Here is a 15,193-nt window from a genome sequence, read left to right on the forward strand (position 1 = left end):
GTGGGCTAGGAGATGGGTATAAGAGACAGTCCCGACCCCGTCCCAAGTTGCGTGTTGCATCCTTCGGCGCCGCGAAGCCGCGTTCGGCCGCCTTCTCCGTTGAACCGCCAGAGCCGGCGGCCGTATTGACATCTCGGGGCTGATATCAGCGTCGGGACTGGCCGGTCCGGGCGGCGCTCCTGGCGGGCTGTGGGCTGCGCGGGGTACGGGATGGTACGAGATGGGCAGACTTGTGCGTGCGCCTTGTGGTGTGCGTGCGGAGGTGTCGTGTCGTTTGCCGGCGTTCTTCGCGTGGTTGGGCCCGTCCGTGATGATCATGAAAGGGACGGTGTTCGGTGTCTGCTTCACACATCTCGGTCGATCAGGTCCTCACGATCGGCGTGGAGGAGGAGTTCTATCTGGCCGACAGGGAGTCGTTGCGGGCGGTGTCGCGCGCGGGTGAGGTGGTCGCCAATGCCCGCGCTGTCTTGGGCGAGCGGGTGCAGGCGGAGTTGTTCGCCAGTCAGGTTGAGCTGGTCTCCTCGCCGCATCTGTCGGCGGCGGATTTGCGGTCCGAGCTGCTGCTTTTGCGGCAGACCGGGGCGGCTTTCGCGGCGGACTCGGGGTGCCTGCTCGTCGCCTCGGGGAGTGCGGTGCTGAATGACTGGCCGCTGCCGGTGTTCAACACCGGGCGGTATCAGGAGATAGGGCGCCGCTTCGAGTCCGTCCTGCGCCGCATGCGCGCGGAGCCCAGCGGCTGCCACGTCCACCTCGGGACGCTCGCCTGGTCCGAGGCGCTGGCGCTGACCAACCACCTGCGGCCGTGGCTGCCGATCCTGCAGGCGCTGTGCGTGAACTCGCCGTTCGCGGGCGGCCGGCAGCGGGGCTGCCTGTCGTGGCGCCACTTCGATTTCGGCGCCTGGCCGCAAGCGCGTCCGGCGCCGATCCTGACCGAGTCCGTCTACGCCCGGCAGATGGACTCCTGGGTGTCCGACGGCAAGATCCTGGACCGCCGGATGATGTACTGGTACGCACGCCCCTCCGAACACGTCCCGACCGTGGAGATCCGCGTCGCGGACGCCAACTGGGACCTCGACGTCATCATGCTGATGGTCCTCCTGGCCCGCGGCCTGGGCACCGCCCTGCTCGCCGAGATCCGCGCCGGCGTCTACTTCCCGCAGATCGGCCGCGGCCAGGTCGAGCGCGCCCACCGGCTGGCCGCCGCCACCGGCCCGACCGGCCCCGGAATCAGCCCCCTGACGGGCACCGCCCTCCCGATGAGCGCCTGCCTCCAACTCCTGCTGGACCGCGCACGCCCCGGGCTGGAGGCGGCGGGCGACGTCGAACTCGTCGCGGAGCTGATGGCGGCCCTGCGCGCCCGGCGCACCGGCGCGGAGCGCCAGCTGGTGCTGGTCCAGAGCGGCGGATCGCTACACGACCTGGTACGCATGGCCGCGATCGAGGAGGTGGCCGACGACAGCGTGATGGCGCAGCCGGCCCGGCCGGGCCGGTAGCCTGCATCACCGAGCCCTGCTGCCACGCGAGGAGGACGACCGTGCGGGTGCTGGTCACAGGGGCGTTCGGCTACGTCGGACACGCGGTGACCCGCGCCCTGCTCGACGCCCGCCACGAGGTGGTGGCCATGACCACGCACCCGAACCGGCCACGGCCCGCCACCGGAGTGAACCTCGCCGTCGCGGACCTCCGTGACCCGGGCCGGCTGAAGGCCGCCGTCGACGGCATCGACGCGGTCGTCCATCTGGCCGCGCTGATCAGGGTCCGCGAGTCGTTCGACCTGCCCGACACCTACGCCGCGGTCAACACCGTCGGCACCCGGAACCTCCTCGCGGCGGTGGCCGGCACCGGACGCCTCATGCCGTTCGTCCACGCCTCCACCGCCGCGGTCTACGGCACCCCGGCGAACCAGCCCGTCGCAGAGGACTGCGACCCCGCGCCGAGCAGCCCGTACGGCGCGACGAAGCTCGCCGCAGACGCCGCGGTGAGCGAAGCCGCCGCACAAGGCACCATCGCCGGGGTGAGCCTGCGCGCCTTCAACATCGCCGGTGCGGTCGACCGGCGCCCCGACCCCGACCTGACCCGCATCATCCCCAAGACGCTGGCCGTCGCCGCCGGGCAGTCCGACCACCTCATCGTCAACGGTGACGGCACCGCGATCCGCGACTACGTCCACCTCGCCGACGTGGCCGACGCCTTCGTCAAGATCCTGACACGCGCCGAGCCGGGCACATTCGCGATCTACAACATCGGCGCCACCCCGGCCAGCGTCGCCCAGATCATCGACGTGGCACGGACCGTCACCGGCCGGGAGATCCCGGTCCGGCACAACCCGCCGACGCCCGAGGTCCCGGAGCTGCGGGCCGACACCACCCGCGCCAGGACCGAACTGGGGTGGTCCCCGGTTCACTCCAGCCTGGAGCGGATCATCGGTGACAGTTGGGACGCGCTGCGGTGAGGAACTGGTCATGCGACCCGCACGCGCAAACGCCGCCTGATCAGCCGGCGTTCGAGATCCCGAAAGCCTGCTGCAAGCGCGGAATCAGGTCGGCCATGTCCTAGTCCCAGCGCGAGGAATCGTGGCTGCCGTCGCAGTGTCCCCACCCGGCGCCGTTGCCGTAGTCCTTGAAGTAAGGCTGCTGACCCGCCGCGGTCAGAGCGGCGGCGAAGTGCTGAGACGAGCTCTCCAGTCACCACTCCCGGTAGTCCCCGGTCGGACCGTTGCCGTTTCGGACGGCAGGGTGACCGATGGCAAGCCGGAGTTTCACGGAGTGCTCCTGACCGGGTCGGTGGCCGTGGTGGCTGAACCCGAAGCGTCACACTCGCTGTTCACAGTCCGGGCACAGCGATCGCATGACCACGCCAGAACGCATGCCCGCCGCCGCAGCGACGGGCATGCGTCCCCTTATCCCTCCGGTGGGGATATCAGCACTCTGAGGTCAACGCCGAATGGCGCTCCCGCCTGTGCACGTCGGGTCGCCGGACTGCGCCGGCACGCTCACCGCGTTCCACGCGGCCTGGACCGAGTTGAACTCGGCGCAGGTCGGGTCCAGGTTGATCGCGGCCTGCAGGGTCCAGGTGCGGTAGGTCAGGTAGGAGCTGTCAGAGTTCTTCATCAGCTGGGCGTTGTACAGGATCTTCAGCGCGTTCTCCACGCCGATGCCGGTGATGGTCGAGCCGTCGCAGGTCGGGCTGGTCGGCCCGGTGCTCGGGTTCGAACCCTGGGCCAGCAGGTAGAACCAGTGGTTGCCGGGCCCGGCCGCCTGGTGGACCTCGTCGCCCGGTATGGCGTCGGAGTAGCAGTCCGGGTCGCCGTTGACCTGCGAGGGGTCGTACAGGTTGCGGATCGGTCCGGTGCCCTCCAGGTTGACCTCGGCGCCGACCACCCAGTCCACGACCGCGTACGGCGAGGGCTCGTTCGCGAAGTACTTGCTCGACTGGCCGTAGACGTCGGCTATCCATTCCTGGGTGCCGTTGTTGGAGATGCCGCCGGGGGTGTGGTCGTCTATGCCGTGGCCCATCTCGTGGTCCACGACGTCCATCGCCGAGATCCACTGGCCCGCGGTGTTGTGGCCGACCTGGACCTGCGAGCCGTCGTAGTAGGCGTTGACGTCGTCCAGGCCGACCCGGATCGGCCAGGCGCCGCCGTTGCCGTCGAAGCTGTTGCGGCCCAGCCACTGCGACAGCATGTGGTTCTCGGTCTCGGCGCTGTAGAGGGCGTCGGCGCACGCCGTCTCACGGTCGGTGGCGTCGCCGATGCCCCAGGAGTCGGTGGACTTGGTGAACGTGGTGTTCGTCGCCGCGTCCTGGCATGCCAGACCACTGACGTCCGGCGCCTGCAGCGAGTACGTCCCGCCGGAGTTCGTGGTGTCGATGCTCAGCGGCTCCGGGCCGTTCCACACCGCGTTCGCGGTGCCCTCCGTGACGTGCTCCTGCGTGTGCAGCACACGTCCGGTGGTCGCGTCGACGTCCACGCTCAGCCGGCTGACGCCGTCACTGCCGATGCCGTCCACCGTGGTCTCCCACGCCAGTGCGGCGGGACCGGAGCCGAGGGCGAACACCACCAGTTTGGTCGGCCCGACCTTCGAGACCTTCTTCAACTGGTGCTTGGCGACCGCCGCGCCCTTGCTGCTGCTCAGTTTGGGCGTGGTGGACAGCGTGCCGATCGGGTGCTGCTGGGCGACCGAGTGGAACACGGTGTGCCCGGCGCTGTCGGTGACGATGACGAAGTCGCCGCCGACCACGGGCAGGCCCGAGTACGTGCGCAGGTACGGCACATACTGCGTGCCCTGCGCGGAGACGACCTGCTGCCGCTGGAACTGGTCGTGCGCGGTCGCCATCAGGAACGCCGGGTGGGTGGCCACCAGGGCGTCGGCGGAGCGCGCGGCCAGAGCCTGGATCGCGGCGGGGGAGGCGACGGAAGCGTCCCGGTGTGACGGCGACGCGTTGGCATACGCCGCCATCGTGGTGGACATCGCCAAGACGGTCGCTCCGGCGGTGAAGCCGACGGCCAGACGCCGGACATTTCGGCGCTTGGCAAGGGGGTTGCGTTGTCTCACGGCCATTCCTTTCGCGTAAGACGAGGCGAGTGGTGGGGAGCGTGCTCGAACCGCCCGCGGCGCGGCCCGAACGCGCAGGCCTTCAGAAAATCTTCAGAATCCTGAGGGCCGACGCGGAACGTATCGCCGTACCCTGATGGGGGTCAATAGTGAACAAAGGGTGGATTCGCCGGATGGCAGACTCTTTGCCATTTCATGACGATCACCGAGGAAACCGTGTGGCGGCGGAAGACCGGTGCCAGTACACGAACAAAGCGCAGTCAGCGGGCTGACATCATCAACCCAGGGCACTGCCTCGGCACCGAACATCACTGTCGAGCGCACCGGCGAACCGGCGTCCAGCCGGGACTGTGACCGCGATCACGTTTTCTGGCCCCTACCCCGAAGCATCTTCAGGACTCTGTGAAACGTCTCGCTACCGACAGTGCAGGGATTTCGAACCGGGGGACAGACCCATGCAGCGCTCGCACCAGAACATCAGGACCCTTACCTTCTTCGCGGTCGGGACGGCGCTCGTCGCCGTACTCGCCGGATGCTCCAGCAGCTCGGCCAAGGGCGGGGCCGCGCCCGGCTCGTCGGGCACGGGTGGCGGTGTCTCGACGCAGACACCTGCTCCCACGACGACGTCCACGCCGACGAGTTCGACGTCTGCGACTTCGTCCAGCGCGTCGTCGTCAGGCACTTCGACGGCCGGCAGGGCCCCGTCCGGCGCCTCGTCGTCCACGTCGGCGGCCCGTGCCACCGCCTGTACCCCGAGCGACGTCGCGATCTCGCTCGGGCACACCGGTGCGGCCAGCGGCCACGTCGGCGGCCCGCTCCTGTTCACCAACCACGGCTCGCGCACCTGTGAGCTCACCGGCTACCCGCGGGTCCAGGCCGCCGGAGGCCTGACGGCCGAGATCCAGCAGACCCCCGACGGCTACATCGGCGGCCTGGCCACGATGTCGGCGAACCCGCCGACCGTCGAGCTGGCCCCGGGCCAGGTCGCCTCCGCGGTGGTCGAGGGGTCGGACGTCCCCATCCCGGCGACCGCACACTGCTCCACCGTGCTGGGTTCCCTGGACCTGTGGCTCCCCGGCAACGCCAACTCCGGTGCCCCCACCGTGATCTCCAACCCGGCGGGCACGTGCGCCGCGATCCAGATCCACCCGGTGGTCCCCGGGACGACCGGCCGTCAGGGCCAGTGAGGCTAGCCGGAGTGCCGGACGCGGCGAGCCCGTCCGGCGCACCGTGACCAGCCGCTCAGCCGCTCAGCCGCTCAGCCGTTCAGTCCTCCCCGAGCGTCGTCGAGTATCGGGCCTCGACGCCGCCCAGGATCACCGCCAGCGCCGTCTCGAACTGCTCGTCCGGCGCGGCGAACTCCCCGGCCTCGGTCATCTTGCTCAAGTGGGGGAAGTGGTCTTCGTGCCACTATCGGCGCGACGCTTCGCCCGAGCCGGACTGTAGCCCCAGCACCGAGTGCCCTGAGCGTGGCCCGCTACGCTAATCCGGGCTCCCGAGATGTGAGGCACTGATATGAATGCTCTGACAAACAGGATGAAAGCGCACCACGCGGTAGTCGCCGCGCTGCTTCTGGGCTTGGCAGGCTGCTCCTCATCCGGTGCGGCAGCGCAGAACACGACGCCTGCCACCAGCGCCGCCGCCACCTCGGTCGCCACATCCGGCACCTCGGTCACCACCTCCGACAGCAGCGTCGCGACTACGGACAGCAGCACCACAGCCAGCACCACCGCGGCCGCGGCTACCAGCGGGGCCGGCGGCCAGGCGCGGACGGACGACGCGTGTACCTTGCTGACCTCCGATCAGGTGGCCGCGGCGGTCGGCACCCCGGGGCCGTTCACCGGCGCGCACGAGGACCCCGCATCCGACGGCAGCCCGGTGTGGGGCTGCACGTGGGGGACCCATACCTCCTACGCCGACATCAGGCAGGTGACGGCTGCGACCTTCGCCTCGACGCCCGATTCCTCGGACATCACCGTGGCCCCGGTCAGCGGCATCGGCGACAAGGCCAGGCTGGACACGATGAACCCCGACGGGCGGAACCCCGAGATCCTGTTCACGGTCGGCGGCGCTTACTACGACCTGAGCGTGACCGTCAGCAGGAGCGAGCTGGGTGCGACCAACGCCGCTCAGGAGGCGAGCGCCGAGCGGATGCTCGCGAAGCTCCTGGTGCCGAAGCTGTCCTCCTGACCCTGGCATGACCCTGGCGCCCCCGCCATGTCAGCCTGCTGCGAGCCTGGCGATGAGGTCTTAGTCTCAAGGGGCTGAGCGAAGGGCTGGTCGAGCCGGGCGTCGCCGCGCCACGCGTCGTCGGCGGGGCCGGTGCGAAATCGCTTACGCCAGACCCGGAATCGGCGCTGCCGAGCGGTTCCGAGCTGAGCGGTTCCGAGGTGCCCACGGCCATGGAGGCACGGACTTCCGGCGCCATCTCCTCCAACGTGCCGGCGCGATCCAGCTCCAGCGCCCACACCGCTTCTGGCCCGGCGACCTCGGCGAGTTCGGACAGCAGCTTCGGCGGGAGCGGGCTGCCGTCGGCATAGGCGGCGTGCTCGGCGGCGGCGTCGAGCAGCCGCTGCTTGACCTGCGGCGGAATTGAGGCCCGGCCGTCACGCACGGCTCGCCGCGCCAACGCGATCAAGGCAGGCGTAGACCCGCGTGACAGGACGTATTCGCAGACTGTGATGCTCACCGGTGCGTCGGATACCTCAACCACGGCAACGAGATCGGCCTCCGGCAGCCCCGCCAGGATCACTGGGACGTCGCCGGGCCGCGCCGCGTTGAGGAGCTGTACCCACCGGCGCAGCGCACTGATTCGTTCCGGCCTCAATCCTCACTCCTGATCGCGCTGGTGACAGGCGTGACGGCACCAGTTCGGAGATCACCGGGCGTCTTATGCAAGGGGCCTGAGCACCAGGTACCCGTCGAGGCGCAGCACCCGGTCGGTGTCCGGATCCGGCGGCAGCGCATGCCCGAGGGAGTCGGCGCGTACCTCCCCGATCCACTGGTCGTGCTGGTACTCGTGGTTGATCAGCGCGGTCAGCAGATGGCCGGCGACGATCGTCATCTGCCCCGGTGCCGCGACCCGGCCGCCGGCGATGTCGTTAATCCGCGCGTGGACGCGTTCGGCGACGGTCTCGCGGAAGGCGGTGAGTCGCTTGATCGTGGGCAGCGCTCCGCGGAAGCGCTCGGGCTGCGCGGAGTCCATCAGCGCGTCGAGTTCGGGGTCGGGGCTGGGCTCGGCCGCGGTCAGGTTGCGGATCATGAAGTGCGCGACGTGGGCCTGGTGGCCGAGATGCCAGCCGATCGCGCTGGAGTTCGCGTGCGGGCGCCAGGTGACTTCGTCGGGGCTGAGGTCCTTCCACAGCTCGTCGGTGTAGGTCCGTGCGCGGTCGTACTCGTTGAGAAGCGCTTCCACCTCGTGCATGGGGTCCATCCGTCTCGGTCGCCGTCCGGTGCGGCGCGGTAGAGCGCGGCACCTACCGAGACGTACCCACCGGCGTGAGCTGAGCAGACGGTTCCCGTGCACCGGCATCCTCGGCCACGGCCCCTGGCCGATTCCGCCCCAGGCTCACGAAGGCCAGGCACAACCCGATCAACGTGAGCGCCACACCGGCCCAGGCCGCCGAAAGGTACCCGAACCCCGCCCCGATGGCGGCGCCGCCGATCGCCGCACCGGCTGCGTTGGCGACGTTCATCGCCGACTGGTTGACCGCGGCCCCCATCAACTGCGCTCCGGGCGCCGCCAATATCAGCTGGGCCTGCAACGGAGGCGCGATGAACAAGGCCGCCGTCCCGACCAGGAAGGCGCTGACGAACAGCCCCACGGGGTTGTGCGCCGTCAGAGTGAACAGCAACGCCGCCGTCGCCACGCCCGAGAAGCCGAACAGGATGCTGCGTCGCAGGTTCCGGTCGGCGGCGATCCCGCCGAGCGCGTTGCCCACCGTCATCCCGACGCCCATCACCGCCAGCACCCACGGGACCGCCGAGGTGGACAGGCCGGTCACATGCGTGGTCACCGGCGCGATGTAGCTGTTCACCGCGAAGAAGCCGCTGGAGCCGATCGCGACGAACGCCGTGATCAGCCACACCTTCGGCAGCCGGAACGCCGCCAGCTCGGCGCGCGGCGAACCGCCCGGCGCCGCCGGCATCTCGGGGACCGCCGCGAACACCGCGAGCAGCGTCACCGCGAACAGCCCGGCCACCGCGAGGTAGCCCGCACGCCAGCCAGCGGTCTGCCCGAGCAGCGTGATGAGCGGCACGCCGAAGATGTTCGCCGTGGTCAGCCCGCCCAGCACGACCGCGAACCCGCGCCCCTCGTTGCCGGGGCCGAGCAGCGCGGAGGCCAGCAGGCCGGCCGCGCCGAAGTACGCGCCGTGGGCCAGCGCCGCGACGAAGCGGGCGACCAGCAGCAGGCCGAAGGAGGGCGCCAGCGCCGAGGCGGTGGTGCCGACGACGAACAGCGCCAGCAGCCCGAGGACGAGCCGGCGGCGCGGGACGCGCGCGGTCGAGGCGGCGATGGTCGGCGCGCCGACGACCACGCCGAGGGCGTAGCCGGTGATCATCCAGCCGGCCTTCGCGATGGCGTCCGGCGAGGACCGCGCGTAGTCGGCGGGCAGCAGGTCGTGCGCCACGTCCGGCAACAACCCCATGGCCACGAACTCGGTCAGCCCGAGGCAGAAGCCGCCGAGGGCGAGGGCGAGCAGGGCCATCCGTCGGCGGCCGGGACTGATCACTGGGAGCTCCACGACACGAGACTATAGAACGTTCTAGTTAACCTGCCTAGAACGTTCTAGTAATGGCGGTAGGCTTCCGGCATGCAGTCAGGGGAGCGCCGGCCGACACTCGCCGACGTCGCCGCCGAGGCGGGGGTCTCGGTCGCGCTGGTGTCGATCGTGATGCGGGGGGTGCCGGGCGCGAGCGAGGCCACCCGGCAGCGGGTGCAGGAGGTGGCCGCGCGGCTCGGCTACCAGCCCGACAGCCGGGCCCGGCGCCTGCGCAGCGGCGAGAGCCGGCTGCTGGGGGTGGTGTTCGACGTCAGACACCCGTTCCACCACGACATGCTCACCGGCCTGTACGAGGCGGCCGCCAAGGTCGACTACGAGCTGGCGCTGAGCGCGGTCACCCCGCGGCGCGACGAGCGCACCGCGATCGACGACCTGCTGCGCGACCGCTGCGCGGCGCTGATCGCGATCGGCCCCCAGCTGCCGGCGGGGGAGCTGGACGTGCTCACCTCCCGGCTGCCGGTGGTCGCGGTGTTCCGCCACGTGCACAAGCGCAGCGTGGACGTGGTGCGCACCGACGACGAACGCGGCCTGCGGCTGGCCGTCGACCACCTCGTCGAGCTGGGGCACCGGGCGATCGTCCACGTCGACGGCGGCCGGACCGCGGCCTCGGCCGAGCGGCGGCGGGGCTACCTGGACGCGATGCGGCGGCACGGCCTTGAGGCGTACGCGCGGGTGCTGCCCGGCGGGTTCGGCGAAGAGGACGGCGCCCGGGCCGCGCGGGAACTGCTGGCCGGTCCGGTCCCCACCGCGATCGCCATGTTCAACGACCTGAGCGCGGCCGGCATGCTCGACGTGCTGCGCCGCAGCGGCCTGACCGTCCCGGGCGAGGTCAGCGTGGTGGGCTACGACGACGCCAGCTTCAGCCGGCTGGGGCACATCGACCTCACCACGGTCGCCCAGGACGTCGAGGCGCTGGCCACGCTGGCGGTCGCGCGGGCGATCGCGCGCCTCGACGGGGTGCCGGTGGCCCAGCGCGAGGTCACGGTCGACCCGCACCTGGTCGTGCGGGGGACGACCGGTCTGCCTCCGAAGACGGGGACAGCGGTGTAGCGCGCGGGTCGCGGCGGGTGGCCATGGACACGCCAAGCCACGGGAAGGGTCAGCGCCTACCCTGTTGTTATAGGTGGGGCAACCCAAAAACCCACTGTCCAGCGAAGGAAGAGGAATAGCGATGGCCACCGAGAAGGCGATTCTCGCCGGAGGCTGCTTCTGGGGCATGGAGGAGCTCATCCGCCACCAGCCCGGGGTCGTTTCCACCCGCGTCGGCTACTCCGGCGGCGACACGCCGAACGCGACCTACCGCAACCACGGTGACCACGCGGAGTCGATCGAGATCGGCTACGACCCCGAGAAGACCGACTACCGGGCCCTGCTGGAGTTCTTCTTCCAGATCCACGACCCGACCACGGTCGACCGCCAGGGCAACGACCTGGGCCGCAGCTACCGCTCCGCGATCTACTACCTGAACGAGGAGCAGCACCGCGTCGCCGACGACACCATCGCCGACGTCGAGGCCTCCGGCCTGTGGCCGGGCAAGGTCGTCACCGAGGTCGAGCCCGCGGGCGACTTCTGGGAGGCCGAGCCGGAGCACCAAGACTACCTGCAGAACTACCCGAACGGGTACACGTGCCACTACCCGCGCCCGAACTGGAAGCTGCCGCGGCGCGCGGAGGCGTAGGCACAAGCAGATCGGCGCAAAGCCCGGGCAGCCGTCGCGGTGGTGACTGCGGTGGAGGTCCGGGCTCAGGCGTGTGTCGGCGACGAACGGCTGATGCCCCTTACCGATGAATGAACCCGGCGTCGGTCTGGTACGTGTCACCGAAAGCGGGTACCAACGGTTCCGATCCTTCCCGAGGCGGCCGCTGCCATGGCAGAGTTCTTCCTCCCCCCGCAATCGGAGCTCATGATGTGGATTCGTGGCGCTGTCGGCATCCTCCTGATCGTGATCGGGGGCGTGTGGATCGCTCAGGGTTCCGGCAAGATGCACGGGTCGTCGATGACCGGGCACTCCCAGTACACCGGGCTCGGAGTGGTGGTGGTCTTGGTCGGGCTGGGGCTGCTCGCGTGGGCCTGGCGTGTGCGGAGCCGGGGTTCCCGGTAGCCGATGGAGACACCTGCTGAGCCCGATGCCGGGCGCCGACGCGCCGGGTGGCTGGTCGGCGGACCGGTGGGGGTGCTGACCGGTGGGCTGATCGGGCTGCTCGCCGCTGCGGTGGGCGTCGCAGTGGGCGAATTCGGCGCCGCGCTCTCCGCCGCGTTCGGGTCCGGCGCGCCGAAGGCGCCGGTCGTCGCGGTGGGGGAGTGGGCCATCGATCTGAGTCCGGTGTGGCTCAAAGAGGCGGCGATCCGGAACTTCGGCTCGCACGACAAGACCGCGCTGCTCACCGGCGTCTACGTCACGATCGGCGTCGTTTCGGTGATCACCGGGATCGTGGCCCGCCGCTACCTGCACGTCGGGACCGGCCTGGCCGCCGCCTTCGGCCTGCTCGGGCTGATCGCGGCCGTCACTCGGCCGGTCGTCGGCTTCGGCTCCTGGTTCCCCGCGCTGCTGGCCGGTGCGGCCACGGTCATCGCTCTGCGCCAACTCACCCTCTGGAGTCTGCAACCGAGCGTCTCCGGCCCAGCCGCCGACCCCGCTGATGATGCCGAACCCGCCGAACCCGCCGAACCTGCCAGATCGGCCGCGCCCGCCGAGCGCCGCCGCTTCCTCGTGACGTTGCTCGGCACCGGAGCCGGCGCACTGGTCGGCGGCTTCGGCAGCCGAGCGTGGCTCAACTCCCGCTACAACGTCGCCCCGGCGCGCGCCGCCGTCGTCCTCCCCGAGGCGGCCACCCCGCTGCCCCAGCTTCCCGCCTCGGTCCACCCGGACGTCCCCGACCTCGAACCCTTCTTCACCCCGAACGCCCAGTTCTACCGCGTCGACACGGCCCTGACCGTCCCGCAGGTCGACCCTAAGGAATGGATGCTGCGGATCCACGGCATGGTGGACCGGCCGTTCGCGGTGAGCTTCGCCGAGCTGCTCAGGATGCCGCTCGAAGAGCACGACCTCACCCTGACCTGCGTGTCGAACACCATCGGCGGCCCCTACTGCGGGAACGCCCGATGGCTCGGGGCCCCGCTCGCCCCGCTGCTCCGTCAGGCCGGCGTCCAGGTCGGGGCCGACCAGATCCTGTCCACGTCCTTCGACGGCATGACCATCGGCACCCCGGTGGAGGCAGTCCTCGACGGCCGCCAGGCGATGCTCGCGATCGCGATGAACGGCCAGACGCTGCCCGTCGAGCACGGCTTCCCGTGCCGGATGCTGGTGCCGGGCCTGTACGGATACGTCTCGGCGACCAAGTGGGTCGTCGACCTCGAACTCACCACCTTCGCTAAGAACGCCGGATTCTGGGTGGGGGAGGGCTGGGCGCAGCAGGCGCCGGTGAAGACCGCCTCCCGGATCGACGTCCCCGGAACGGGCGCGACGCTGTCGGCCGGGACGATCGCCGTCGCCGGCGTCGCCTGGGCCACGCACCGCGGCGTCGCCGGAGTCGAGGTGCAGGTCGACAAGGGCCCGTGGGTGACCGCCGACCTGGCGACCGCCGACACCCCGGACACCTGGCGTCAGTGGTCTTACCCGTGGCACGCGACGCCGGGCCAGCACACCCTGACCGTCCGCTGCACCGACGGCACGGGGACGCTGCAAACGCCGGTGATCCAGGACACGCTTCCCGACGGGGCCACCGGCTACCACAGCATCCAGGTCACCATCGACTGACTTCCGCTAGCCCTCCTCGCCCGCGGCGTTCCACCTCCGCTCGACGCGCGCGATCTTCCAATACGCGATCGCCGCCGCCCACACCGCCACGAACGCGCCGACGATCACGAACCCGACGTTGTTCAGGTTCAGGTTCGCGATCCAGTCGGTGACCGGGTTGACGAACCCGAACTGGTCGTGGACCACGCCGATCAGCTCGACGCTGCCGATGACCAGGGCGACGGCCACCGACAGGCCGGTGATGGTGAGGTTGTAGTAGACCTTGCGGATCGGGTTGGAGAAGGCCCAGTGGTAGGCGAAGTTCATGAAGGTGCCGTCGAGGGTGTCGAACAGGGTCATGCCCGCGGTGAACAGCAGCGGGAGGCACAGGATCGCGTACCAGGGCAGGCCAGCCGCGGCGCTGGAGCCGGCCAGCGCGAGCAGCAGCACTTCGGTCGCGGTGTCGAAGCCGATGCCGAACAGCAGGCCGACCGGGTACATCTGGCCGGGCCGGGTGATGGACTTGGTGAGCCGGCCCAGGATCCGGTTCATGAAGCCGCGCTTGTCCAGCTGCGCCGTCAGCGCGGCCTCGTCGTACTCACCCCGCCGCATCGCCTTGTAGACCTTGTAGATGCCGATCAGCGCCACCAGGTTCAGGATCCCGATCAGATACAGGAACGTGCCCGAAGCGGTCGTCGACACCACGCCGAGCGACTGCCGCGTACCGGACTTGTCGTCGGTGAGGCTCGTGGCCTGCCGAGCCCCGGCGGCGATCCCGGCGGCCAAGACCACGACGATGGTCGAGTGCCCCAGCGCGAACCAGAACCCGACCGACACCGGCCGCTTGCCATCGGCCATCAGCTTGCGCGTGGTGTTGTCGATCGCGGCAATGTGGTCGGCGTCGAACGCATGACGCATGCCCAACGTGTAGGCGGTGATACCGAGCCCGAAGCCGAAGACCTGCTTACCGACCGTGTAGTGATGCGGCGCGACCAACCCGGCCAGGATCCCGAACGCGGCCACATGCATCGCCACAATCACTGCCAACAGCCCACCGAACCGCAACCAGTCGCCACGCACCCACCGCACCGGCGCCGCCGCCGGATTCCGCCCAGCCTGGACAGGACGATTCGCAGGCACGCTCACGCGGCTCGCCTCCAGCACCTCGTGGATGGTCGAAGTTCGGTGCCGTGGCCGGTCTCCTGGCTGACGGGTCAAAGCCCCGCCCCCGCCTTCCCAGACGCGCGAAGCGCCCAGTGGCCGCCGCCGCGCCAAACCCGCGCGGCCGACATGGAGCCGGTGCATTCCCGATCACAGTGGCGAGGGCCGCTCCGGTCTTCCACCGGTCTTCCCGAGCACCACGGCATGGTCACCGTAGCGACCGGCTTGAGGCGCGGCAAGGCGAGGTGTCTGGCTTGCGCGCCGGCACTGGCGGGGGCTCAGTGTGCTGCGGGGGCTGCGCCGGCGGCTGGCGGCTGGGCGGCGAGCGGGCCGGTGCGGCCGGGCTGCCGGCTTCGACGAGAACCGGTGCCTTGACGACTGCGGTTGGCGACGGGCCAGCGCGACCTGCGATCTCGTTCGGGGGTCCGAAGGACCATGGAGGGGTTTGGTTCTGGGTCCCTCGCCGCGTCAGCGGGCGCAGCCAACCTGCCCGGTTTGGCGGTGTCAAGCCGGACGGAGCCGGACCACAGCAGCAGCGATGCGGCTTGATTCCGCCAAACCGGGCAGGTTCCGTTTACGGCGATGACGCGGCGAGGGACCCAGAACCTCGGCGACCACAAGCAGCGACCGCCGCCAAGCAGCGCGGCGCAGGCAACAGCGGATAGGAAGCCGAACAGTCGCGGTCCGCCGCCAAACAGCCGGACGCGCGGGTCGCCCCCTCGTCGAGGAGGCCCGCCAGAGGCCTCAACGCACCCACCAAACGCGGCCGCCACCCGCCAGACCAAACGCATGCGCAGTGACTCGGACTCATGCGCGGTCGTGTTCGCGAACACCGGCGGCCGCCAGCGCAACCGGCTGCACTCAACCGAACTGCGTCCCCTGCGAGGCCATCCAACCATTGGCGAAGCCGTAAAAATTCGCCTGTAAAACCCACAGACCAACCGCACCCGAACCAGAAG

13 protein-coding genes, 1 pseudogene and 1 riboswitch are annotated in these 15,193 nt (G+C 70.2%); of the genes and pseudogenes, 9 read left to right on the plus strand and 5 right to left on the minus strand.

The features are described from left to right. The first annotated feature begins 335 nt into the window (after positions 1-335). Both GWK61_RS43885 and GWK61_RS43890 read left to right on the plus strand, forming a co-directional pair. Complete coding sequence (locus tag GWK61_RS43885) at positions 336-1,493, plus strand: carboxylate-amine ligase (protein WP_194918253.1); 1,158 nt, start codon at positions 336-338, stop codon at positions 1,491-1,493. Between the two features lie 41 nt (positions 1,494-1,534). After that, positions 1,535-2,452: an NAD-dependent epimerase/dehydratase family protein gene (locus GWK61_RS43890; RefSeq protein WP_194918255.1), complete on the plus strand. Its 918-nt coding sequence runs from the start codon at positions 1,535-1,537 to the stop codon at positions 2,450-2,452. A gap of 481 nt (positions 2,453-2,933) precedes the next feature. Here GWK61_RS43890 and GWK61_RS43895 read toward each other — a convergent pair whose 3' ends face one another. Then, positions 2,934-4,553 carry a M4 family metallopeptidase gene (locus GWK61_RS43895; protein WP_323748027.1) on the minus strand — a complete coding sequence of 540 codons (1,620 nt, stop codon included), beginning with the start codon at positions 4,551-4,553 and terminating at the stop codon, positions 2,934-2,936. Between the two features lie 455 nt (positions 4,554-5,008). Here GWK61_RS43895 and GWK61_RS43900 point away from each other — a divergent pair, with 455 nt between their 5' ends. After that, entirely contained in the window at positions 5,009-5,740 is a 732-nt protein-coding gene (locus GWK61_RS43900; protein WP_194918258.1) for a DUF4232 domain-containing protein, read from the plus strand. 79 nt (positions 5,741-5,819) lie between these two features. Here the strand turns inward: GWK61_RS43900 and GWK61_RS43905 are convergent. Further along, positions 5,820-5,942, minus strand: a pseudogene (locus GWK61_RS43905) (TetR family transcriptional regulator); the annotation flags it as partial. A gap of 147 nt (positions 5,943-6,089) precedes the next feature. Between GWK61_RS43905 and GWK61_RS43910 the strand changes: the two are divergent. Together GWK61_RS43910 and GWK61_RS43915 are read left to right on the plus strand one after the other, a co-directional pair. Then, positions 6,090-6,743, plus strand: coding sequence for a hypothetical protein (locus GWK61_RS43910; RefSeq protein ID WP_194918262.1), 654 nt, complete (start codon positions 6,090-6,092; stop codon positions 6,741-6,743). Between the two features lie 212 nt (positions 6,744-6,955). After that, the gene (locus tag GWK61_RS43915) at positions 6,956-7,093 is read left to right on the plus strand and encodes a hypothetical protein (RefSeq protein ID WP_194918264.1); all 138 of its coding nucleotides are present in this window, start codon (positions 6,956-6,958) and stop codon (positions 7,091-7,093) included. A gap of 350 nt (positions 7,094-7,443) precedes the next feature. Here GWK61_RS43915 and GWK61_RS43920 read toward each other — a convergent pair whose 3' ends face one another. After that, positions 7,444-7,977: a DinB family protein gene (locus GWK61_RS43920; protein WP_194918266.1), complete on the minus strand. Its 534-nt coding sequence runs from the start codon at positions 7,975-7,977 to the stop codon at positions 7,444-7,446. Between the two features lie 52 nt (positions 7,978-8,029). Next, positions 8,030-9,262: an MFS transporter gene (locus GWK61_RS43925; protein ID WP_194918277.1), complete on the minus strand. Its 1,233-nt coding sequence runs from the start codon at positions 9,260-9,262 to the stop codon at positions 8,030-8,032. Positions 9,263-9,367: 105 nt separating this feature from the next. Here GWK61_RS43925 and GWK61_RS43930 point away from each other — a divergent pair, with 105 nt between their 5' ends. The 4 genes from GWK61_RS43930 to GWK61_RS43945 all read left to right on the plus strand — a co-directional run bounded on the left by GWK61_RS43930 (position 9,368) and on the right by GWK61_RS43945 (position 13,094). Continuing rightward, positions 9,368-10,387: a LacI family DNA-binding transcriptional regulator gene (locus tag GWK61_RS43930; protein WP_194918268.1), complete on the plus strand. Its 1,020-nt coding sequence runs from the start codon at positions 9,368-9,370 to the stop codon at positions 10,385-10,387. Positions 10,388-10,508: 121 nt separating this feature from the next. Continuing rightward, entirely contained in the window at positions 10,509-11,015 is a 507-nt protein-coding gene (gene msrA / locus GWK61_RS43935; RefSeq protein ID WP_194918271.1) for a peptide-methionine (S)-S-oxide reductase MsrA, read from the plus strand. A gap of 189 nt (positions 11,016-11,204) precedes the next feature. Beyond that, a complete protein-coding gene (locus GWK61_RS43940; RefSeq protein WP_228563934.1) occupies positions 11,205-11,438 on the plus strand; it encodes a hypothetical protein in 234 nt (77 codons plus the stop codon). A gap of 3 nt (positions 11,439-11,441) precedes the next feature. Next, positions 11,442-13,094 (plus strand): molybdopterin-dependent oxidoreductase, encoded by a 1,653-nt coding sequence (locus GWK61_RS43945; RefSeq protein WP_194918273.1) that lies wholly within the window; start codon positions 11,442-11,444, stop codon positions 13,092-13,094. Positions 13,095-13,100: 6 nt separating this feature from the next. Here the strand turns inward: GWK61_RS43945 and nicT are convergent, their stop codons facing one another. Next, complete coding sequence (nicT, locus tag GWK61_RS43950; RefSeq protein WP_499703757.1) at positions 13,101-14,219, minus strand: Nickel transporter NicT; 1,119 nt, start codon at positions 14,217-14,219, stop codon at positions 13,101-13,103. A gap of 29 nt (positions 14,220-14,248) precedes the next feature. Further along, a riboswitch (cobalamin riboswitch) is annotated at positions 14,249-14,451 on the minus strand. Between the last annotated feature and the right edge of the window lie 742 nt (positions 14,452-15,193).

Origin of the sequence: Catenulispora rubra (assembly GCF_015356825.1) — a bacterium.
In the GTDB taxonomy this organism is placed as follows: Bacteria; Actinomycetota; Actinomycetes; order Streptomycetales; family Catenulisporaceae; genus Catenulispora; species Catenulispora rubra.

What these genes read in the sequence shown, in the direction of transcription:
- GWK61_RS43900 (WP_194918258.1), top strand. Translation starts at nt 5,009, where the DNA reads ATGCAGCGCTCGCACCAGAACATCAGGACCCTTACCTTCTTCGCGGTC.
- GWK61_RS43910 (WP_194918262.1), top strand. Translation starts at nt 6,090, where the DNA reads ATGAAAGCGCACCACGCGGTAGTCGCCGCGCTGCTTCTGGGCTTGGCA.
- GWK61_RS43915 (WP_194918264.1), top strand. Translation starts at nt 6,956, where the DNA reads ATGGAGGCACGGACTTCCGGCGCCATCTCCTCCAACGTGCCGGCGCGA.
- GWK61_RS43920 (WP_194918266.1), bottom strand. Translation starts at nt 7,977, where the DNA reads ATGCACGAGGTGGAAGCGCTTCTCAACGAGTACGACCGCGCACGGACC.
- GWK61_RS43925 (WP_194918277.1), bottom strand. Translation starts at nt 9,262, where the DNA reads ATGGCCCTGCTCGCCCTCGCCCTCGGCGGCTTCTGCCTCGGGCTGACC.
- GWK61_RS43930 (WP_194918268.1), top strand. Translation starts at nt 9,368, where the DNA reads ATGCAGTCAGGGGAGCGCCGGCCGACACTCGCCGACGTCGCCGCCGAG.
- msrA (WP_194918271.1), top strand. Translation starts at nt 10,509, where the DNA reads ATGGCCACCGAGAAGGCGATTCTCGCCGGAGGCTGCTTCTGGGGCATG.
- GWK61_RS43940 (WP_228563934.1), top strand. Translation starts at nt 11,205, where the DNA reads ATGGCAGAGTTCTTCCTCCCCCCGCAATCGGAGCTCATGATGTGGATT.
- GWK61_RS43945 (WP_194918273.1), top strand. Translation starts at nt 11,442, where the DNA reads ATGGAGACACCTGCTGAGCCCGATGCCGGGCGCCGACGCGCCGGGTGG.